The 17844-nt window shown below is 44.0% G+C and carries 14 protein-coding genes and 2 pseudogenes; 6 read left to right on the top strand and 10 right to left on the bottom strand.

Features of this window, described 5'->3' with window-relative positions; all coding sequences use genetic code 11:
* Positions 1-7: 7 nt before the first annotated feature.
* The 3 genes and pseudogenes from dgcN to P4S59_RS23455 all read right to left on the bottom strand — a co-directional run bounded on the left by dgcN (position 8) and on the right by P4S59_RS23455 (position 3359).
* Positions 8-1011: pseudogene (gene dgcN / locus P4S59_RS23465) on the bottom strand (N-acetyltransferase DgcN).
* Between the two features lie 101 nt (positions 1012-1112).
* Entirely contained in the window at positions 1113-1994 is an 882-nt protein-coding gene (locus P4S59_RS23460; protein WP_337169157.1) for a LysR family transcriptional regulator, read from the bottom strand.
* A gap of 156 nt (positions 1995-2150) precedes the next feature.
* Positions 2151-3359, bottom strand: a complete 1209-nt coding sequence (locus P4S59_RS23455) for an MFS transporter (RefSeq protein ID WP_337169156.1) — start codon at positions 3357-3359, stop codon at positions 2151-2153.
* Between the two features lie 201 nt (positions 3360-3560).
* Here P4S59_RS23455 and soxR point away from each other — a divergent pair, with 201 nt between their 5' ends.
* Positions 3561-3992: a redox-sensitive transcriptional activator SoxR gene (gene soxR / locus P4S59_RS23450; protein ID WP_005392679.1), complete on the top strand. Its 432-nt coding sequence runs from the start codon at positions 3561-3563 to the stop codon at positions 3990-3992.
* 9 nt (positions 3993-4001) lie between these two features.
* Here the strand turns inward: soxR and P4S59_RS23445 are convergent, their stop codons facing one another.
* Together P4S59_RS23445 and P4S59_RS23440 are read right to left on the bottom strand one after the other, a co-directional pair.
* Positions 4002-4397: a DUF2391 family protein gene (locus P4S59_RS23445; RefSeq protein WP_031780282.1), complete on the bottom strand. Its 396-nt coding sequence runs from the start codon at positions 4395-4397 to the stop codon at positions 4002-4004.
* A 13-nt stretch (positions 4398-4410) separates the two neighbouring features.
* A complete protein-coding gene (locus P4S59_RS23440) occupies positions 4411-5256 on the bottom strand; it encodes a tetratricopeptide repeat protein (RefSeq protein WP_005392681.1) in 846 nt (281 codons plus the stop codon).
* A gap of 200 nt (positions 5257-5456) precedes the next feature.
* Here P4S59_RS23440 and P4S59_RS23435 point away from each other — a divergent pair, with 200 nt between their 5' ends.
* Positions 5457-5927 carry an ASCH domain-containing protein gene (locus P4S59_RS23435; RefSeq protein ID WP_337169155.1) on the top strand — a complete coding sequence of 157 codons (471 nt, stop codon included), beginning with the start codon at positions 5457-5459 and terminating at the stop codon, positions 5925-5927.
* Positions 5928-5977: 50 nt separating this feature from the next.
* Here the strand turns inward: P4S59_RS23435 and P4S59_RS23430 are convergent, their stop codons facing one another.
* Together P4S59_RS23430 and P4S59_RS23425 are read right to left on the bottom strand one after the other, a co-directional pair.
* Positions 5978-6565: a class I SAM-dependent methyltransferase gene (locus P4S59_RS23430; RefSeq protein ID WP_145472701.1), complete on the bottom strand. Its 588-nt coding sequence runs from the start codon at positions 6563-6565 to the stop codon at positions 5978-5980.
* 89 nt (positions 6566-6654) lie between these two features.
* Positions 6655-8172, bottom strand: a complete 1518-nt coding sequence (locus P4S59_RS23425) for a phospholipase D family protein (protein ID WP_046873810.1) — start codon at positions 8170-8172, stop codon at positions 6655-6657.
* A gap of 518 nt (positions 8173-8690) precedes the next feature.
* Between P4S59_RS23425 and P4S59_RS23420 the strand changes: the two genes are divergently transcribed.
* From P4S59_RS23420 to P4S59_RS23405, 4 genes and pseudogenes are all read left to right on the top strand, one after another.
* Entirely contained in the window at positions 8691-9848 is a 1158-nt protein-coding gene (locus P4S59_RS23420; RefSeq protein ID WP_047008042.1) for an efflux RND transporter periplasmic adaptor subunit, read from the top strand.
* A gap of 13 nt (positions 9849-9861) precedes the next feature.
* Positions 9862-13013, top strand: a pseudogene (locus tag P4S59_RS23415) (efflux RND transporter permease subunit).
* A gap of 342 nt (positions 13014-13355) precedes the next feature.
* The gene (locus P4S59_RS23410) at positions 13356-13622 is read left to right on the top strand and encodes a hypothetical protein (RefSeq protein WP_046873807.1); all 267 of its coding nucleotides are present in this window, start codon (positions 13356-13358) and stop codon (positions 13620-13622) included.
* A gap of 812 nt (positions 13623-14434) precedes the next feature.
* The gene (locus P4S59_RS23405; RefSeq protein WP_243328043.1) at positions 14435-14845 is read left to right on the top strand and encodes a hypothetical protein; all 411 of its coding nucleotides are present in this window, start codon (positions 14435-14437) and stop codon (positions 14843-14845) included.
* Between the two features lie 532 nt (positions 14846-15377).
* Here P4S59_RS23405 and P4S59_RS23400 read toward each other — a convergent pair.
* Genes P4S59_RS23400 through P4S59_RS23390 form a run of 3 tightly spaced genes read right to left on the bottom strand, consistent with a single transcriptional unit; the run spans position 15378 to position 17844 of the window.
* Complete coding sequence (locus tag P4S59_RS23400) at positions 15378-16037, bottom strand: HAD family hydrolase (protein WP_337169154.1); 660 nt, start codon at positions 16035-16037, stop codon at positions 15378-15380.
* 2 nt (positions 16038-16039) lie between these two features.
* Entirely contained in the window at positions 16040-17059 is a 1020-nt protein-coding gene (locus tag P4S59_RS23395) for an ABC transporter ATP-binding protein (protein ID WP_337169153.1), read from the bottom strand.
* Positions 17056-17844 carry an ABC transporter permease gene (locus P4S59_RS23390; RefSeq protein WP_337169152.1) on the bottom strand — a complete coding sequence of 263 codons (789 nt, stop codon included), beginning with the start codon at positions 17842-17844 and terminating at the stop codon, positions 17056-17058. The genes P4S59_RS23395 and P4S59_RS23390 overlap by 4 nt, the downstream gene beginning before the upstream one ends.

Below are 17844 nucleotides of genomic sequence, written 5' to 3'. Positions count from 1 at the left end.
ATGTTTCCTAAATCGTAAGGATCTTATCTGCAACCGCATCAACGCCAAAACGCACAGGGTCGGTGACGGGCACCTGATATTTGTCGCTCCAATCCTGGCATAACTGGGCAGCATCTTCTTCGTTGATCGCCGAAGTATTTAAGCAAATACCCACTAATTGAGCTTTTGGATTTGTTAGGCGAGCCGCGGCCAGATTCGCTTCTATCGTTTGTTCAATGGTTGGCAAGCTCGCATGTGGTAAGTTGCGGATGTGCGGGCGACCAATCTCATGGCACAGTACCAGAGCGTCCGCTTGTGCGCCGTGAAGTAAGCCCAAACTTACGCCAGCAAACGAAGGGTTAAATAACGAACCTTGCCCTTCGATGATGTCCCAATCGTGGTCAGTGAAGTCGGGGCTGATCGCTTCTACTGCGCCGGAGATAAAATCGGCAACTACGGCATCAATTGAAATGCCACTGCCTGCGATGAGAATTCCCGTTTGACCCGTTGCTTTGAACTCTGCGCGACAGTTTTTACGCTTTAATGCGTGTTCAATGGCAAGGGCAGAGTACATTTTGCCAACGGAGCAATCTGTTCCTACAGTAAGTACTCGCTTGCCTGCGCGAGCTTTGCCATTGCCGACCTTGAGCGGGGCATCATAATGGCGAACATCATATAGTTTGGTTAATCCGCGTTGTTCTAGATCTGCAAGAGGAGCAAATTCCGCCAAACGTTGGTGCATGCCCGATGCAATTTCAAATCCCATTTCTGCCGCTTCAAGTAAGGTAGCTTGCCAAGTTTCGGGAATGACTCCCCCGGGTTTGCTGTGCCAAGCACCAGTGTTTTTGCTCCTTGCTGCTGCGCTTGTTGTAGTGTCATGTCGGTTAAACCAAGTGATACGGTTTCTGGCGTCAGGCGGATTTGGCCAAGACAAATCTCAGGTCGCCATTGGTAAATGCCACGCGCAGTTTTTGCTGCGAGTGGATCGGTTACATCGCCAAGAAAGAGTAGGTAAGGTTGAGCAATTTGCATGATGGTTCCCTTCGTCATCGTTATTGCTCATTAATGTAGCCAGACTGATTTAGGAAACCGAATGCTTATTTGTTGGGCAGATATAACTTCAAGTTATACCTCTAAACCATCTGTTGTTTTAGGGCGGTGATAAACTGCTTTGTCGCAATGGATTGAGGAGTGTGCTCTGCGAATAAAATAGAGACAGAGAAGGACATGTTTGGCTCCAAAGCATGCACGGAAACGGCATCATCTTGGCGATATTGTTTTGCAGTCCATGGGTCTACAATGGCGAACCCTGCTTGGTGTTTCACCAGTTCAGCCGCCGCGGAGTAGCTGCGTACGGTGATGGCATGTTGATAATGCTCGTCACGCGCCGACAAGGTTTGATGCAGCAATAAGCCCAGAGGGTCTCGGCTATCTAAACCGATAATGGGTAAATCGTGCCTGAAGAGTTCTTCTAAAATGACGGTTTTTTCTGCGGGTATCGCTGCGCTTTTAGGAGCGATCAGTGCTAAGTTTTCTTTCAATAACACGTGCCCCATGATCGCTGGTGGTGTTTCTTCACCAAAAGCGATAGCGACATCCAATTCATGTTTCAGCAACCCAGAGCACAGCTCATCGCGATTGGCCGTTAATAGCTCAAAGGAGATGCCGTTCTCTTTCGACAACAACGCGACAGTCGGCGCTAACAAGTGTGCGGCCAAAACAGGCGGGGCACCGACTCGTAAATGTTGAGTTCCCTGTTTGACTTTGTTGGTCAGAGAGCGAAATTGTCCGAGTTGTTGATAGACTTTTTCTGCCTCTGGTAATAAAGCTTTGGCTTCTTGAGTGGGAACGAGACGACCCTTTACACGCTCAAATAAAGCGAAGCTCAGTTGTTGTTCTGTATGGGCGAGAACTCGAGTGACATTAGGTTGGGAAACGTGCAGTAAGCGAGCCGCGCCTGACACCGTTCCTGCTTGCATAATGGCGTAAAAGACTTCCAATTGTCTTAAGTTCACTGCGAATTCCTTCTGCTCATCTTGGTCGCCTCAGAATACCCAACCTTGCTGATGAGCGATAGAGGAAAAAAGTACTGGTGTAGAAAATTAGGAAGACGATGTTGGTTATCTTCTTATCTCACTTTTTCAATTTCTCAACTTCTCAATTTCTATGCTTCACTTTGCCGCTGCATGAAGGGGCTGGTCGTTAAACGGTTCGACGTCTCGGCTGAGTAATCCCATCAATACCACTGCTAACACCATGACAATAGCTGCTATTGCAAAACCGTATTGTGTTAGCTCGTAATAACTCAACATCGCGATGAATACATAACTGAGAGATTGAATGGTGGTGGCAAACATGCTGATGCCGCCATCGACGCGACCTCGTTGATGAACCGCTACGGTGTGATGCATCCAGTTGACTCTCGCAATGCGATTTAGCGCGTTAAACACACCAAACAGAGCCGTAAACAATAAGATGGTCAGCGGGCTTATCGCAAAACTCATTCCGATAAACGCTAGAGATACCATGACCATCGAAGCAAACATAATGTGGCTATGGGAGGCGCGACTCAGCACTTTGGTGACAATGAAACCTGTTAGTAACGAGCCGAGACCAAAACTGATGTTGAATCCTGCAAACCAATCGCCAGAGATGCCTTGTTCAGAAAACCAAATCGGCACCAATTTGCTCAAATACGTCAATGCAGGATAAGAGAGGCAAGAGAGCAGAATAAAGCCATAAAAGCGGGGTTCGAGACGGAATATTTGTTGGCTCTCTTTGAGTTGTGCGATGAAAGCAACGGACTTTGATGCCCTTAATTGTTGGGTATACGGCGTCAGAATATAAAACATCGCTGCTAACGCAGAGGCGCTAGCCGCAAACAAAGCAAACTCTTTCATGCCCCACATTTCAAGCAAAACAATACCCAACGCGCCAGCTCCGAGGGTCGTGGATTGCATTACAATTTCTTGCTGACCCGAAATTTTCGCATACTCATGGTGCTGATAATTTTCTTGGGTGAAGGCGTTGTTGGTCGTCCATGCAAAATTACTCGAAACCCAATACACCAATTGCGCAAAAGCAAGCAGCCAGTGGGACTCAAAACCCAACCAATAAGCAATGAACACCACCAAAGCCATGCCCGATTGAATCCATTGATTGAGCACGAGTAGTACTTTGCGTGAATGTCGGTCAACTAAAGTGGAAAAGAAAGGCGTTGCCAGAAAAGAAATCGCGGTGCAGCTCAGAGAAACTAAAGCGACGAATGTACCCATGTTAGGTTCGGAAAGCATGACCCATGGCAGCGCCATCATGAATAAGCCAGAGGAGATACTGTCGAAGAAGCGGCCTGCTAAGTACGGCTGAGTTTTATTTTTCATTATGTTTGCCTCAAGTTCCCTTTGGATTTCAAAACGTTGACTTATAATGGTGCTATGTTTGTCGACCAACTTGTTCATTCCGAACGCATTATTTCGAGACCATCTGGGTTTAGCGTTAATTAAGATGGTGCAACTTTAAAACCTCAAGTAAACTTGAGGTAAAGCATTTTTTTAACAAAATTGATACACAGGGAGTCAAGGATGGAAATCAGCGTAGGAGAAGTGGCAAAACGTTCTGGAGTGAAAGTATCTGCCCTACATTTTTACGAGCAAAAAGGACTGATTTCGAGCTGGAGAAATCAAGGTAATCAGCGCCGCTACCACCGCAGCGTTTTGCGCCGTGTTGCGGTGATTAAAGCGGCGCAGCAAGTGGGGTTGTCGTTAGAAGAAATCAAACATGCGCTAGATGAGCTGCCGAAACATCAAGCGCCAAACAAACAGCAATGGGAAGTCATGGCGAGTCATTGGCATGAACAGTTGGAGCAAAAAATTCAAAAGCTCAAAGCCCTGCAAAACGATTTGGGTGGATGCATTGGCTGCGGGTGTTTGTCGTTAGAAACCTGCGCGCTGCGAAACCCAGAAGATGTGTTAGGCAAAGACCACTCGGGTTCTAATTTAACGTTAGAAGAGTAGGTGCTATTCCTATTCTTTGTCGAAACTGTCCACCACAATTGCACCCATTGACGCCGGCATTGTGATGACGATGACCCGTTTTATCGCAACCAGAGGGTCAGACAGTAGCGGTAATTTATCGAGGCAGAATAGCACCAGCGCTACTACGATAGCGGCGATAGAATAGGCGATAACCACACGAAAAATAAAAATGGATACGCGATTTTTGATGTGGCTTTGGAACACGCTTTGATAGGCGAAAAAACTGAGGAAAATGACAGAAAGGCTTAACAGCATGAGCAGGTTTGCCATTGGCAAGCTTTCACCCAGTCGCCACGCCTCTTCAGAAAAAGAGATGGGTACGGCGAGGGCAAAAGCGCCAACCAACACTTGGCTGGCGTCTTCTAAGTTAAAGTGACTACTCATGCTGCTCATTCCATTATTCGTTTGCTAGGTGTAAGAGCTTTTCAAAGCGCTCGTTACCATGCAGCAATTCGAGGTCTCGCTCTTCGGCAAGCAAGTCACGAATAGATGGGCTGTATTCAATAGCGCGTTCCAAGTCTTCAATGGCTTGCTCTTCAATGCCAAGACGAGAGTATGCACAAGCACGTTGATACAGTGCAGGACCATTGGTGTAATCGACTTCAAGTACGCGGTTACAGATGCTAAGTGCCCAGTGGTATTCGTTGATTTCCATCGCGGCGTCTGCTTTGTAAGTCAACGCTTCTAAATCACCTGGGCGAATCAGCAAGATCTCATCATAGATTTCAATACGTTGCTCTGGTGTTTGTGAGCTTTGCGCACGCAACCATAAGTTATGGATCTCGTTGATTTTCTCAATTTCTTTATTGTTTTCACTGATAATGCGAGTTTTGCGTTTTAAATCTCGCTCAAGGGCGACAAATTTCTTCTCGTATTCTTGGGCGATCTTTTCTAATCGTTTATCCGCCATCTCTTTGGTGTTGTGTTTAAACTCACGCAGAGATTGCCAGCCTACAAAGGCGATCAGCGATGCGACACCTGCGATGATGTAGAAGAAGTAGGTTACGGTCACGTTGGCATAGTTCAACGATTTATCCGCAACCGTCAGCTCGCGGTCGGTGATCTCTGTGATCATTCGTTTTTCTAGGCTCTGATAGTCCTGACGCAGTGCTTTTAGCTCATCTAAAATATAGCGTTCCATTAATGGTCTATCTAACAGATCCGATTCTGAATACTTTTCGTCCGATGCCATTGTCGGCAAGGCAAGTATCAGCGAGAAAAAAATACCAATAAATAAGCGCATATAACGTCCTTTCACGAGAAGAGTACAGATAGACCATGCAACAATAGCAAATAGCACAAACGTTTAGCAAAGTTATTACAAAAGAAATAATTGTCGTCTACGTAAAAGTCATATTCTTGTTGTTTTTCAGTTTGTTCCTGGTGGTTATTTGCCGTGATATCTTTTATCCTCCTTGCGAATTTATGATTAATGGAGTGAGCATGGACGCGCGAGCCAAGGATTACTTAGAGCAGTATCTAAAATTATTATCACCAGAACAAAGAGCAGCCGTACCATCAGTTAGTGCTGACTATTATTGTGCCGATGAATACAACGCCAACGTATGCGCCGATTTGGTTCGAATTGGACAGAAAACCGCCTCTTGCAGTATGGAGCTTTGGTATCGAGAGCATGGCGAAAGCATGCCACAAGTGGGCCATTTACAAGTCGTCACGAATTGGAACGGGGACCCCGTTTGTGTGATACGAATTACTGATGTCAGCACATGCAAATATGAGGATGTAACCGCAGAGTTTGCCTACGCAGAAGGCGAAGGTGATAGAACCTTAAACTGGTGGCGTGACGCGCATACTGCATTTTTTAAAGCTGAATGCGATGAGTTGAACATAGATTGGCATGAGAAACGTACGCTAGTTTTGGAGCATTTTGAAGTGGTGTATCCAGTCAATTAATCTCTGATAGCAGCACTTATTTGAAGTGCTGCTTTCTTGAGAGACCGCTTTTAGCGCTTGCGAGCGGTCACACTAAACATGTGCCAGTGTTTTGGGCTTCCGACTACCGTGGTTCCGTCTTCATCTCTTTCATTCAATGAAATGAGTTCGTAATCCGCGAATAAACTTTCCACTTCCTTTTTCGTTAATGCGGTAATGTTCGGATGCATTTCTGATGCAACCCAGGAGTCTTTTACTCCCAAGAAATCACCGCAAAAGATACCGCCAGGTTGTAAGGCACTGTCTATTTTGGTCCAAACTTGCTCAAAGCCTTCGTCCGGGCAAAAGAACAAACTGGCATTCGCGATAACCAGGCTGCATTGAGGATAGTCAAACTCAGTAAAACAGCACTGTGAAATTGAGAAACGCTTGTGGCCTTCAAAGCGTGTTAAACAAGTTTTTACTGCATCTTCATGACTATCAAATGCGTGAACGTTAAACCCCTGTTCGAGGAGAAAATGACTGTCTCGACCTATTCCGCAGCCAATATCAAGAGCGACTTTGCTCTCGAGTTTCAGTAGGTTTACGGCATTTTCTACGTTTGGGCGGTGAGGTTGGTTTAAAATTTTCTGATAGTACTCGTTCCATTGTGCTGACATTGAACTTCCTTGTATTTATTGTGTTTCCCCAAATCTAGTGTCCATTCTTGTATTGCTTTATCGGGGAGGTTTTGAAACATTGGCAAGTGTTATAGCTGATCTTCAATTGGCAATATGCCGGAGAACCAAGCGCCCATTTTTCGCCATACTCCGGCCTCTGGTTCAGAATCATATTCTTTGCCTGTTTTTATGTCAGTCCAGACAATGTCTCCGTCGCGTAGAGTTAAGGCATAGGCGTTATTCGACAATTGATTCGGCAGTTGTTCTAGAAACATTTGCACATATTCTGGCTGTTCGATAACAACGGCCATTTCGGTATTCAAAGCGGCTGAACGTGGATCCCAGTTCATCGAGCCAACAAACAGAGTTTTGTCATCAATCGTCATTGCTTTTGCGTGTAAACTTGCTCTGCTGCTCCCCGTGAGGCTCCACTTGCTTTTGAGTTTCGCGCTCGCTTTTACTTCCCATAGCTTGACCCCAGCTTCGAGTAGGTCTGTTCGATATTTTGCGTACCAACCATGCACGGCAAACACGTCGTTAGAGGCGAGACTATTGGTCACTATCGTGATATCAACGCCTCGCTTGGCCGCGTTACTCAATGCTTGAGTGCCGACTTCGGTTGGGACGAAATAGGGGGAGATAAGAACAAATGAATGTTCAACACTTTTAACCAGCTCCGTTAAATTATCAATAAGTTGGCTCTCTCGGGTCGCAACTTTATCGGGTAAGTCAAACCATACTTTTGCTTCTCCCCAGTAGAGCTTGAGATTGCCTTGTTTGAGAGCTTGGTACATATCCAGTTTAGTGAAGTCATAACGGCCGGTTGAGAACTTTTCCTCTAGCTGGAGTTTGTCGACCTGCTTTTGAATCGCCAGGTCGGTAATTTGCTGTGAGTCCGGTGTTATCCATTCCATTGGTATCGCATAGGCGCTATTCCAGTAGAGGTCGAACTGATCTGCAGTTTGTTGTACCGCCTCACCATAGAGCAGTAGATCAAAATCACCAAATTCGACCTGTGATTCGAAAGAAAAGTATTCATTGCCGATATTCCTACCCCCGACAATGGCAGAAACACTGTCTGCAATCAGAGACTTATTATGCATACGACGATTAAGACGTTCAAAATCGCTAGCAAGAGCGAACCAGCGGGAGTCGCGATACTGATGCGGATTGAATAAGCGGATTTCGATATTAGGATGTGCATTGAGGGCAGCCATCACGTCATCGTTTCGCTTTTGCATATCGTCAAGCAACAGCCTTACTCGGACTCCACGCTTTGCAGCTTCATACAAGCGCCACGTTATTAGCTGACTCGTTTCGTCACCACGGTAAATATAGTATTGAAGATCAAGGCTTTTTTGTGCGGACTCGATTAAAGAGGTGCGAGCAAGAAGGGCATCGTGTCCTTGATTTAACGGGGAAAAGCCAGTGATTGACTTTGGGTCTTTCCCGTAAGCTTCAAAGTACTGTGCAAGCACAGAGTCACCTTGATACCCAAGTTGGAAGCTAGTGGATTTTTCACTGGGATCGTTCAATGACACGGATGAACATGCCGATAAAATTGTGAATAAAGAAGGGAAGAGCAGCTTAGCGAGTGTATGTAACAAAGTACATTTCCTTGTCTTACAGAGTGTTACTTATCGGAAATTATAGACCTAAGTTGCCGCAGCGTGCATCCAACAAGGTTTGATAACGGGCTATTAATCAATGAATTGTCATGTTCTCGGGATTAAGTTCACCTTTTTGAACGCAGATAATCATTTATTTTAATTATGATTGTGTCTGAATTGGTCATAATCACTAATATCTGGTGATTATGACCAATAGCACACTGGTTAAAATAGTTGAGTAATAATAACTATTTGAATTTTAATAAATAAATGCCTGGCACGTCCCTTGCTATTTAAAAGAAGAGTTAAGTCAGGGCAACTTGCGAAGTTAGTTAATTTTTTGTTAATTTTATTAACTTTGAATTGGCAATAACTCTGTAGTTAGCAACCGAAAAAGCAAGGTACGCGCTGCTTTGACGTCTATTCAAATGTAATTCCCTCACCATCATGCTTACAGGGAGTCAAAGATTTAATAAAAGCATGGTGATGAAAACAACAATAAAAAAGGATTTTCGATGTTAGCAAAACCCGTATTACGTTGGCTTTTACCTTTCGTTGTCGTTGGTGGATCTTATGCAGGATATGCCGCAATCGCCGCGACAGCTCCGGAAAAAGAGTCAACCAAAGATGCCATTACAGAGCCTACCGTTCAGGCTTCTTCTCTTTTTCCTACCGATCATAAAGTGGTGATAACCAGCCATGGTGAGTTAGTCCCTTTTGAAAAAACACACCTTTCCGCGCAAGTCAGTGGTGAAGTGATAAGTTGGCACCCTAATTTTGTAACGGGTGGGATCGTGAAACGAGGAGAAGTGCTGTTCACGATTGAAAGTGACAACTATGAAGCGTCGGTTTTGCAAGCCGAAGCCAATTTAGCTAGCGCACGTGCGAGCTTGATTGAGGAGCAAGCCAAAGCGGAAGTGGCAAAACGCCAGGCCAAGAGACTGAGCGATAAGCAAGTGACAGACCTGTATTTACGTAAGCCTCAGGTTTTGAGCGCGCAAGCGCAAGTGAAGTCGGCTCAAGCAGCACTCAAACGAGCAAAAAGAGATTTAGAAAATTGCAAAGTCGTTGCACCTTACGATGCGCTGGTTGTTGAGCGTGATATTGGTGTTGGTCAATTTGTCACATCTGGCTCTCGAGTTGCCACGCTAAACAACATTGAAGTGGCGGAGGTGCACGTACCAATTGCCGGTTTTGATAGTGCATTTTTACCCGAATCCATTGGTGAGCTCACTGCGACAGTAACGCAGCAAGGTGTGTTTTCTACCACTAGAGAAGGTCGAGTGGTTCGTGATTTAGGCATGATTGATAGCGCTACCCGAATGATTAACATGGTCATTCAAATCGCGGACCCATATGGTATTGATAATCAGCAGCCTCCAATTAAATTTGGCTCCTACGTTGAAGTGAGCTTTACAGGTAAGGAGCTAAAGCATATCTATCGCCTGCCACAGGAATTAGTCAAAAATCGCACGGTATGGGTAGTGAATGGTGAGAATCAACTTCAACCTCGGACGGTAACGGTCTTGAGAGCAGAAGGTGAGTTTTTACTTGTGGGGGAAGGCTTAGAGCAAAGTGATAAGTTGGTACTTACCTTGCCGGAGTACCCTCAAAAAGGCATGGCGGTACAAATCGCAAAAAAGAGTGACGACTCCGAAACCGTCGTACAGTAAGTAGGAGTTTGTCATGGAAGATACTAAACAAAAGGGCTTAATTGCCTATTTTGCGAATAACCCCGTCGCTGCCAACCTTTTGATGGTGTTCATCATCATCATGGGTGTGGTGAGTTTTCTCTTTATTCAAAGGCAGATGTTTCCGAACATTGAGGTGAACTACATTGATGTTCGTGCGACTTATCCTGGCGCTTCACCTCAAGAAATTGAAGAAAGTATTCTCGTTAAGGTTGAGGAATCGATTAAAGATGTCACCGGGATTAAAAAAACGGTCTCAACGGCCTCTAGAGGTAGCGCGTATGTCTCTATCGAGGTAGACGTTAATGCTGATATCAAGCGTGTCTTGGATGATGTAAATCAACGCATTGATACTTTATCCAACTTACCTGCCGGTATGGAACCGATCAATGTCTACCAAGTTGAGTGGCGCCAAGATGTAATCGAAATGGGGTTAGTTGGGGACCGACCGCTTGAAGAGCTCAAACCCATTGCTAAGCAAGTCGAGGATGAATTACTTCAACTCAAAAATGTCATGTTGGTGTATTTGAGTGCACCAGAGGAAGAGATAGCGATTGAAGTTGATCCACTCGTTCTTCGTAAATACGACTTGACGTTGAGCGATATCAGCAGCGCGATCAGTCGTTATTCTGCCAACTTTTCTGCGGGCGAAGTCAAAACAAACTCAGGGATGATCGCAGTAAGGATTGAAAATCAGTACTACCGTGGTGATGAGTTTAGGAATATTCCTGTAAAGCTTGGCGCAAATGGTGCGAAGGTTTTACTGCAAGATATCGCCACGATCAAAGATGGCTTTACGGAAGAAGAGCGCTACTTTGAGTACTCAGGGCAAAATGCGATCTACATGTCTGTTGAAGCGACTCGTGATCAGAACATTATCCCTGTTGCCGAGTCTGTTCGTAATTATATCGAAGCAAAAAATAAGACATTACCGCAGGACGTTAAGCTCAAAGTCTTAGTGGATACGACCTATTATTTAAATGGTCGTCTCGACATGATGTTGAAAAACTTGCTGCAAGGCGCAGCTCTAGTGGCGATCATGCTGACCATTTTTTTGCGCTTTCGCTTGGCAATGTGGGTAATGATTGGGCTGCCAGTGTGTTTTCTTGGCGCGGTGATGATGATGCCTGCATTAGGGATCACGGTAAACATCGTATCTCTTTTTGCCTTCATTATGGTGCTCGGTATTGTGGTCGATGACGCCATCGTGATGGGAGAGAGCGCCTACAGCGAAATTGAAGAAAAAGGCGGTGGCGTCGAAAATGTGGTTCGCGGTGTCAAACGTGTTGCCACGCCAGCTACTTTTGGCGTTTTAACCACAATTGCCGTGTTTGCCCCTTTCTTGTTGTCTAGCGGTATTGATAGTGCTTTCTTCTATGGTATCGCGGGTGTTGTGATTCTTTGTTTGATCTTCAGTTTGATTGAATCAAAGTTAATCCTTCCTGCTCACCTCGCACATACCCACTTTAAGCCAGTTAAACCTGGTGGCTGGCGTGACCGATTTAACCAACGCTTTTTTGGCTTTGTAAACGGCACTTATCGTAACTTTGTCACGACATGTACGCATTGGCGCTGGACAGTGTTTGCTGTGTTTTGCGGTTTACTGCTGATCAGTGCGGCTTTGATCAACGCGAATTATGTTCGGGTGATCCCTAACCCTAAAGTGCCTACTGACTATCCTGCGATCACTATTGAAATGAACGATACCGTTTCAAGTGAGCAAACAATCAGTGCTCTTAAGACCATCGAACGTGTGATGCAAAAAATTGAATCAGAGACCATCGCAGAACATGGTCAAGGTATGATTCGTGATGTGCTTTCGTACAACCGAAGCCGCACCGAAGGCCGTGTTTTGGTGCCATTGGTTGATGAGGAATTACGCCCGTTCAATACATTTGAACTTGCTCGACGTTGGCGTGAAGCTATGCCAGTTATTCCTGGAATGAAGAGCATCAAAATCCGCGAGCAGAGCGCGGGTGGCGGTGACAGAGATGAGTTTGGTTACTTGCTGTTTGGTTCTAATATTAATGAATTGAACGAGGCTGGGCGTTACTTGATAGAGCGTTTACAGCAGGAAGAAGGGTTATACGATATTTCATCTTCTATTGATTCAGGAAGCAAAGAAGTACTCTCTCTCTTGCGCCTGTAGCGTACGATCTCGGACTGGATCTCACCATGATCGCAGAGCAAGTGGGTGGCAGCTTCTACGGTGGTGAAGCACAGCGTCTTATTCGTGATGGTGAAGAAATCAAAGTTATGGTGCGTTACCCGCAACTGACACGTGAAGCATTCTCATCATTACGTTACGCTGTGATTACCACGCCAGCAGGTAAGAAGGTCATGCTGGGTGATGTGGTTAAGATCAACGAGCAGCCGGGCGTGAGTAGCATTCGGCGTGAAGGCGGGTATCAAACCGTTTATGTCTATGGTTCGATAGACGAAGAATTGGTTGAACCTCAAGAAGTCGTGAAGGTCATCGACGACAATATCTTACCGGACATGAAGCAAGTCTTCCCGAGTGTGAAAACGGAATTAGGTGGTGATATTGAAGAGCAGGCAGCGCAGCGTAATGAACAGATTTTGTTCTTTATTGCAGGCATGATCATCGTCTACATCTTGTTAGCCGTACCGTTAAAAAGTTATACCCAACCTTTGATTGTAATGTCAGTCATTCCATTTAGTCTGACGGGGGCGATTTGGGGCCACTTCTGGCTAGGTTTGGATATCAGTATGATGTCGACATTTGGTTTGATCGCCGCTGCTGGCGTGGTTATCAACGACTCTCTAGTTATGACAGATTACGTAAACCAAGTGAGAGAAAAGGGTATGAACATCAAACAAGCGGTGGTTGAAGCGGGCTGTGCACGCTTTCGAGCGATCACGCTCACCTCAATAACGACGTTTGCGGGTGTATTGCCGATTATGTTTGAAACGAGCTTGCAGGCGCGTTTTGTCATACCAATGGCTGTAGCTTTGGGCTTTGCGGTGTTGTACGCAACGGTTCTGACTTTAGTGCTGGTGCCTTGTTTGTATTTAATGCTTGAAGATATTAAAAATATTTTCAGATCGATTAAGGGGCTTCTTCATCGCTTTATCAATCGTTTCAGAAAGTCGCCAGTGACGTCGAGCGTTGAAGTAAATATATAGAGTTAACAAGCTTGATGTTAACGATTAGGAGCAGCCTTCGGGCTGCTTTTTTATTTCTGTATTTTGATTCAAAGCAGTTCTAGAGTGGGTTGTTACGTAATTTATTCGATGAAAGAACAGCGAGAAAATCTCCTGATAAGTTATTCTTTTTATGAATACCTTTTGCGTGTTTGATTCCATTGGTTAATTTAACACTTGGTTAGCGAAATTTACCAGAGGGAGATAATGATGAATATATGGATTTATTTAAGTTATTGAAAAATAACAAAATAAAGGTTGGCATCGTATGTGCAATATATAAATTGTAACTAAAACGAACTGCTAATCCTCAAGGAGCTTATTATGAAAAGCGTATTTCTATCTACTCTAAGTCTTATTGTTGTAATGTCATCACCAATCGCTGCTGCTAACACTTTAGACAAAGAGGAGTGGAGCTCAGATTTACGTCAGGACTTTTCTGAAATGAAGCATGAAGCTGTAGCAGATATTCAGCAAATGAATATGGATGCCATCCACGCACGCGATGAGCGTATCGTGAAAAACATTAAAGATGAGCAAGAACAGTTAGTAAAGGTAACGTGCCACAAAGAGAAAGCAAGCAAGTCATAACCGCCGATAAAAGAGACTAACAGACGAAAATGAATCCAATACGAGTTCGGTGTTAGTTAGCAGTAAGCACTGACCTTGTTGCTCTACTTGCCAGCCTTTTAAGGCTGGCTTTTTTGTTTCTCATTTTATAGGTGGTCTCAGAGCCTCAAGCTTATTATCAATCGTTGGCGTGTTTGATGAGCTATCGCTGGAGCGGATGTAACTTTTAAAAGTGTAGATTTCAGCAAACTGGAGGCGATGTTAGATATTTTAAATTTAGAAAAGAGCCGTTCTCCTTTTTGACCTTCATCATACCTTAGTATGTGCCTTACCTTTACTTGAATTAGAACTCATATTGCAGGCTCTCGTTTAAAGGTATTGATGCATATTTAAAGAACAAGAGTTAGAAATATGGGCCTTATTAAAATTTGTAAAGATGGCTTTCGAGGAAAACCAGATTTTTCAAACTTGCTACATAATGTATTCCAGATAGATGACTTAGTATTGTCATTTGAGTGTCCGAACAATATATATGAAGGGCATGTATACCAAGATCTTGTGGAGTTAAAACAATTCGATGTTGACTCAAAAGAAGAACGGCATGAAAAGTTAATAAAATTGGCTTCTATTTATTTCTCATTTCAAAAAAAATATTAAACCCTCTATTACCTATAAATAAACAAGGTGGTTTATATATTAGACTAAGGATCAAGTCTGCCAATGAGAATATTAGATCTGTCAATCAATTATCTTCATTCATAGAAAAAGAGTATGTGGAGTTTTATCATGCTCTAGAGTCTCCTGAAGGATCTAAGAAAGGAGATCATACAGAGATGATGAATGATGCTAACGATTACGCAAATCATCGCTGGGGATTAGAGCCGATAAACGAAGAAAAAAAGAGAGCGAAAGAAGAGTTTCTCGTAGGAGAGTTTCTTCGCGGCTACCCCCCAATTAAATGCCAGGCTATTGATGTTGGAGAGAAAACGTACTCAAAATACGTAGAAGGTAACTTGGAGTATAAGAAGGACTATCGAAGAGTCTACAATTTGCATATCAAAAATGAGTTTTACTTTAGTATCGAGTTTTTATACGAAATCGAGCCTATGTTTGCTCAAAAAAAGTTTTTAGATTGGGTGAGAAGTGCTGATGAAACCTTTGAGAAAAAGGTGTTAGAGTTACTAGAATTGTCTCCGCTTGTTGATTCGTATACTACCTCCAAGGTAGAGAGATTGACCAAATAAAATTGATCCTGTGCGCTCTGACTTTCAACTTAAAGAAAAAAGCCCGCAAAGAATTTCCTCTGCGGGCGAAAAAAGGGCACCAAATTGGGTGTCTATTCATTTTGGAGGTGGTCGAACGTCCATATAAAACTGACAATAGGCTTGGTGAGAGGCTTACCACCAGCGCGACCAACGGAGCTAAAGTTAACATTGTTGCAATGATTGTTAAAATGTTAATTCTTCAATCAATGTTTTCATTATCGTTAGCCTGGATTGTGAATATGTTGTTCTATTGTTCCTGGAATGCTTGACTGTCGAATTTGAATACATCATGAGATATAGATGGCCCTTTCTTTATCCATTTTGGTTATATAAATCTTGTCATATCACACTGCTAAATCTTCATTATTTTTAATAACTCGACATGGCTTACGCCATTTTGTTACTGGTGTGTTTGTTTTTCGATGGTCTCAAATTTGAGTTCACGTATAACCAGGCAATTAAAGGAAAAGAGCAGCAGTTCGCTGCCCTTTATTGCTATAAAGACCGAAGGCTAATTCCAACGTAATAGCATCCAGTTTGATCGATTCGCGTGTTCTTTTAGGCGTGGGCATGGATTTACCAGGTAAGCGTAGTCCGCGTACTCACAGAGCGGCAAATCGTTGATTGAATCGGTATAGAAGTGGATTTCTGAATAAGGCTCAGGCTGATTTTCTAGCCACTGTTTTAAGCGTGTGACTTTACCTTCGCGATAACTAGGGACACCGTCAATTTCAGCGGTATAACGGTTGTCTTTCTCAATTAAATCAATGCCGAGTGTGGTTGGAATATTAAGACGGCGACCAACGGCTTCCACTAAAAAAGTGACGCTGGCAGAGATGATAACCATATCTATACCATCACGAGACAGTTGCTCAATTAGGGTTTTGGCTTGAGGGAACTGTTTAGGCAAAATATGGCTTTCAACACATTCTTCAACCAAGGCGTTTACTTCTTCAATCGGCATGTTTTCTAGTGGCTTCATGGAGAACGCTAGGTAATCTTCCATGTCCATTTTGCCTTCAGAGTATAAGGCCATTAGACGCTGATCTTCCTTAATAAATAAAGGATCAGTCGCGATGCCTCTCTCAACCATAAACTCGTTCCAAATCATTGCGCAGTCAGCGTTTATTAGGGTTTCATCCATATCAAAAACATACAAAGGTTTGGACATGTTTAGGCTCTCACTGGTTGAATTTCGTTTAGGTTAAAGAGTAGCTCTAGTTGGCTGCCATTCGCTAGTAAGCGTTCTGAAGAGCGGTTAAGCAAGTCAACAGTGAGCTCACACTCTTCAACGTTCACTTGATAGCGAATAACATTACCTAGAAGCTGGTGGTTGGTGATCGTACCTACTTGTGGCGCTGAGATGTGGCTATCATATTGACGACCTTGCTCTTTTACATATATAGACTCTGGGCGAATCGCTACTTTCCATTCAGTATCAATGTTGAAGAGTTGCTTGGCTTTATTGGCTTCTACAAGGTTGTAGTGTCCCATGAAACCGGCCACAAACTCGTTAGCAGGATGAGTATAAATTTCTTCAGGTGTTCCTGCTTGAACAATTTCTCCTTTACTCATTAGGAAGATACGATCAGACATAATCATCGCCTCTTCTTGGTCATGAGTTACGAAGATAGTGGTGAGATTCATCTCTTTCTGAATGTCTCGGATTTGCTGACGAAGATGTTTGCGGATTTTGGCATCAAGCGCAGAAAGTGGCTCATCAAGCAATAATATGCGAGGTTTCACCACCAACGCTCGAGCGAGTGCGACACGCTGGCGCTGACCGCCAGAAAGTTGATGCGGATAGTGTTTTTCTTTACCTGCCAGATCCACCAGTTTGATGACTTTAGCTACTTCACGTCGAATATCATCATTCGCAAGCTTTTTCATTTTTAAGCCAAATGCAATGTTGCCTTCAACGGTCATATTGGGAAACAGTGCATACGATTGAAAGACCATCCCAATACCACGCTCTTGCGGGACTTGATGCGTGATATCTTCTCCGTTTACCCAAATCTCGCCTCCATCGACAGGGTTAAGCCCTGCAAGGCTGCGAAGTAGCGTCGATTTACCACAACCGCTAGGGCCCAAAAGCGTAACGAATTCACCTTGCTCGATGTTAAAGTGAATGTCCTCAAATACGGTGTTATCACCAAAACGTTTAGTCAGATTTTTCGCTGCTACGTAGCTCATTGTTTGACTCCTCGGCTGAAACGACTTGCCAACCAAGTCAGTAAAAAAATAAATAGGAAGTAGGTGATCACTAAGGCAGACGTAAAGTGGCCGCTCGTCTGACGCATGTTATACAAGTAGATTTGCAGGGTTTCATAACGTGTGCCGACTAAAATATTGGCGAACACAAACTCTCCCAATAGAAATGAAAATGAAAGGAAAAGCGATGCCATCAGCCCTTTTTTGAGGTTAGGTAAAATGACCATCAAAAACGCTTTGGTTGTGCTTGCCCCTAGCAAGTGTGCCGCGTCCATTAAATCATTAAGGTTAATTGCTTCGAAGCTATTAGAAATCGCACGATACATGAACGGTAACGCGATGGTGAAATAAGTGCCTATTAAAATCCAAGGGGTACCGATAAGAGATATTTCACTGTCAGCATAAAGTTGAAGCAAGCCGACGGATGACACCACTGGTGGTACAGCGAATGGTAGCAAAATTAGTACGTTCATGAGCTTATCGAGCTTCGGGAAGTAGTAAAACACCACGAATATCGCTGGCAGAACCAGAAGCACACTGAGGGTTAGCGAAGCAATACAAATAAACAACGAACGCCCAAACGCTTGCAAAAAACGTGGGTCGGTCAGCAATTTAACGTACCAAGCAAAAGTGAAACCCTCCGGAAGCACCGTGGCGCCCCAGCGTGATGAAAGCGAATAGACAAAGGTCGCTAAAATCGGGATGAGCATGATCCCAACAATGGAATAAACCACCGTTTTATGGAATCGAGTATTAACGTTGTGCAT

This window comes from Vibrio sp. M60_M70, assembly GCF_037162085.1.
In the GTDB taxonomy this organism is placed as follows: Bacteria; Pseudomonadota; Gammaproteobacteria; order Enterobacterales; family Vibrionaceae; genus Vibrio; species Vibrio diabolicus.
Note: the sequence above shows the minus strand (reverse complement) of the source record. Positions and strands in the feature narration are given on the sequence as shown.

What these genes read in the sequence shown, in the direction of transcription:
- P4S59_RS23440 (WP_005392681.1), bottom strand. Translation starts at nt 5,256, where the DNA reads ATGCGCTTATTTATTGGTATTTTTTTCTCGCTGATACTTGCCTTGCCG.
- P4S59_RS23430 (WP_145472701.1), bottom strand. Translation starts at nt 6,565, where the DNA reads ATGTCAGCACAATGGAACGAGTACTATCAGAAAATTTTAAACCAACCT.
- soxR (WP_005392679.1), top strand. Translation starts at nt 3,561, where the DNA reads ATGGAAATCAGCGTAGGAGAAGTGGCAAAACGTTCTGGAGTGAAAGTA.
- P4S59_RS23420 (WP_047008042.1), top strand. Translation starts at nt 8,691, where the DNA reads ATGTTAGCAAAACCCGTATTACGTTGGCTTTTACCTTTCGTTGTCGTT.
- P4S59_RS23395 (WP_337169153.1), bottom strand. Translation starts at nt 17,059, where the DNA reads ATGAGCTACGTAGCAGCGAAAAATCTGACTAAACGTTTTGGTGATAAC.
- P4S59_RS23435 (WP_337169155.1), top strand. Translation starts at nt 5,457, where the DNA reads ATGGACGCGCGAGCCAAGGATTACTTAGAGCAGTATCTAAAATTATTA.
- P4S59_RS23400 (WP_337169154.1), bottom strand. Translation starts at nt 16,037, where the DNA reads ATGTCCAAACCTTTGTATGTTTTTGATATGGATGAAACCCTAATAAAC.
- P4S59_RS23390 (WP_337169152.1), bottom strand. Translation starts at nt 17,844, where the DNA reads ATGCACAACGTTAATACTCGATTCCATAAAACGGTGGTTTATTCCATT.
- P4S59_RS23445 (WP_031780282.1), bottom strand. Translation starts at nt 4,397, where the DNA reads ATGAGTAGTCACTTTAACTTAGAAGACGCCAGCCAAGTGTTGGTTGGC.
- P4S59_RS23405 (WP_243328043.1), top strand. Translation starts at nt 14,435, where the DNA reads ATGATGAATGATGCTAACGATTACGCAAATCATCGCTGGGGATTAGAG.
- P4S59_RS23455 (WP_337169156.1), bottom strand. Translation starts at nt 3,359, where the DNA reads ATGAAAAATAAAACTCAGCCGTACTTAGCAGGCCGCTTCTTCGACAGT.
- P4S59_RS23410 (WP_046873807.1), top strand. Translation starts at nt 13,356, where the DNA reads ATGAAAAGCGTATTTCTATCTACTCTAAGTCTTATTGTTGTAATGTCA.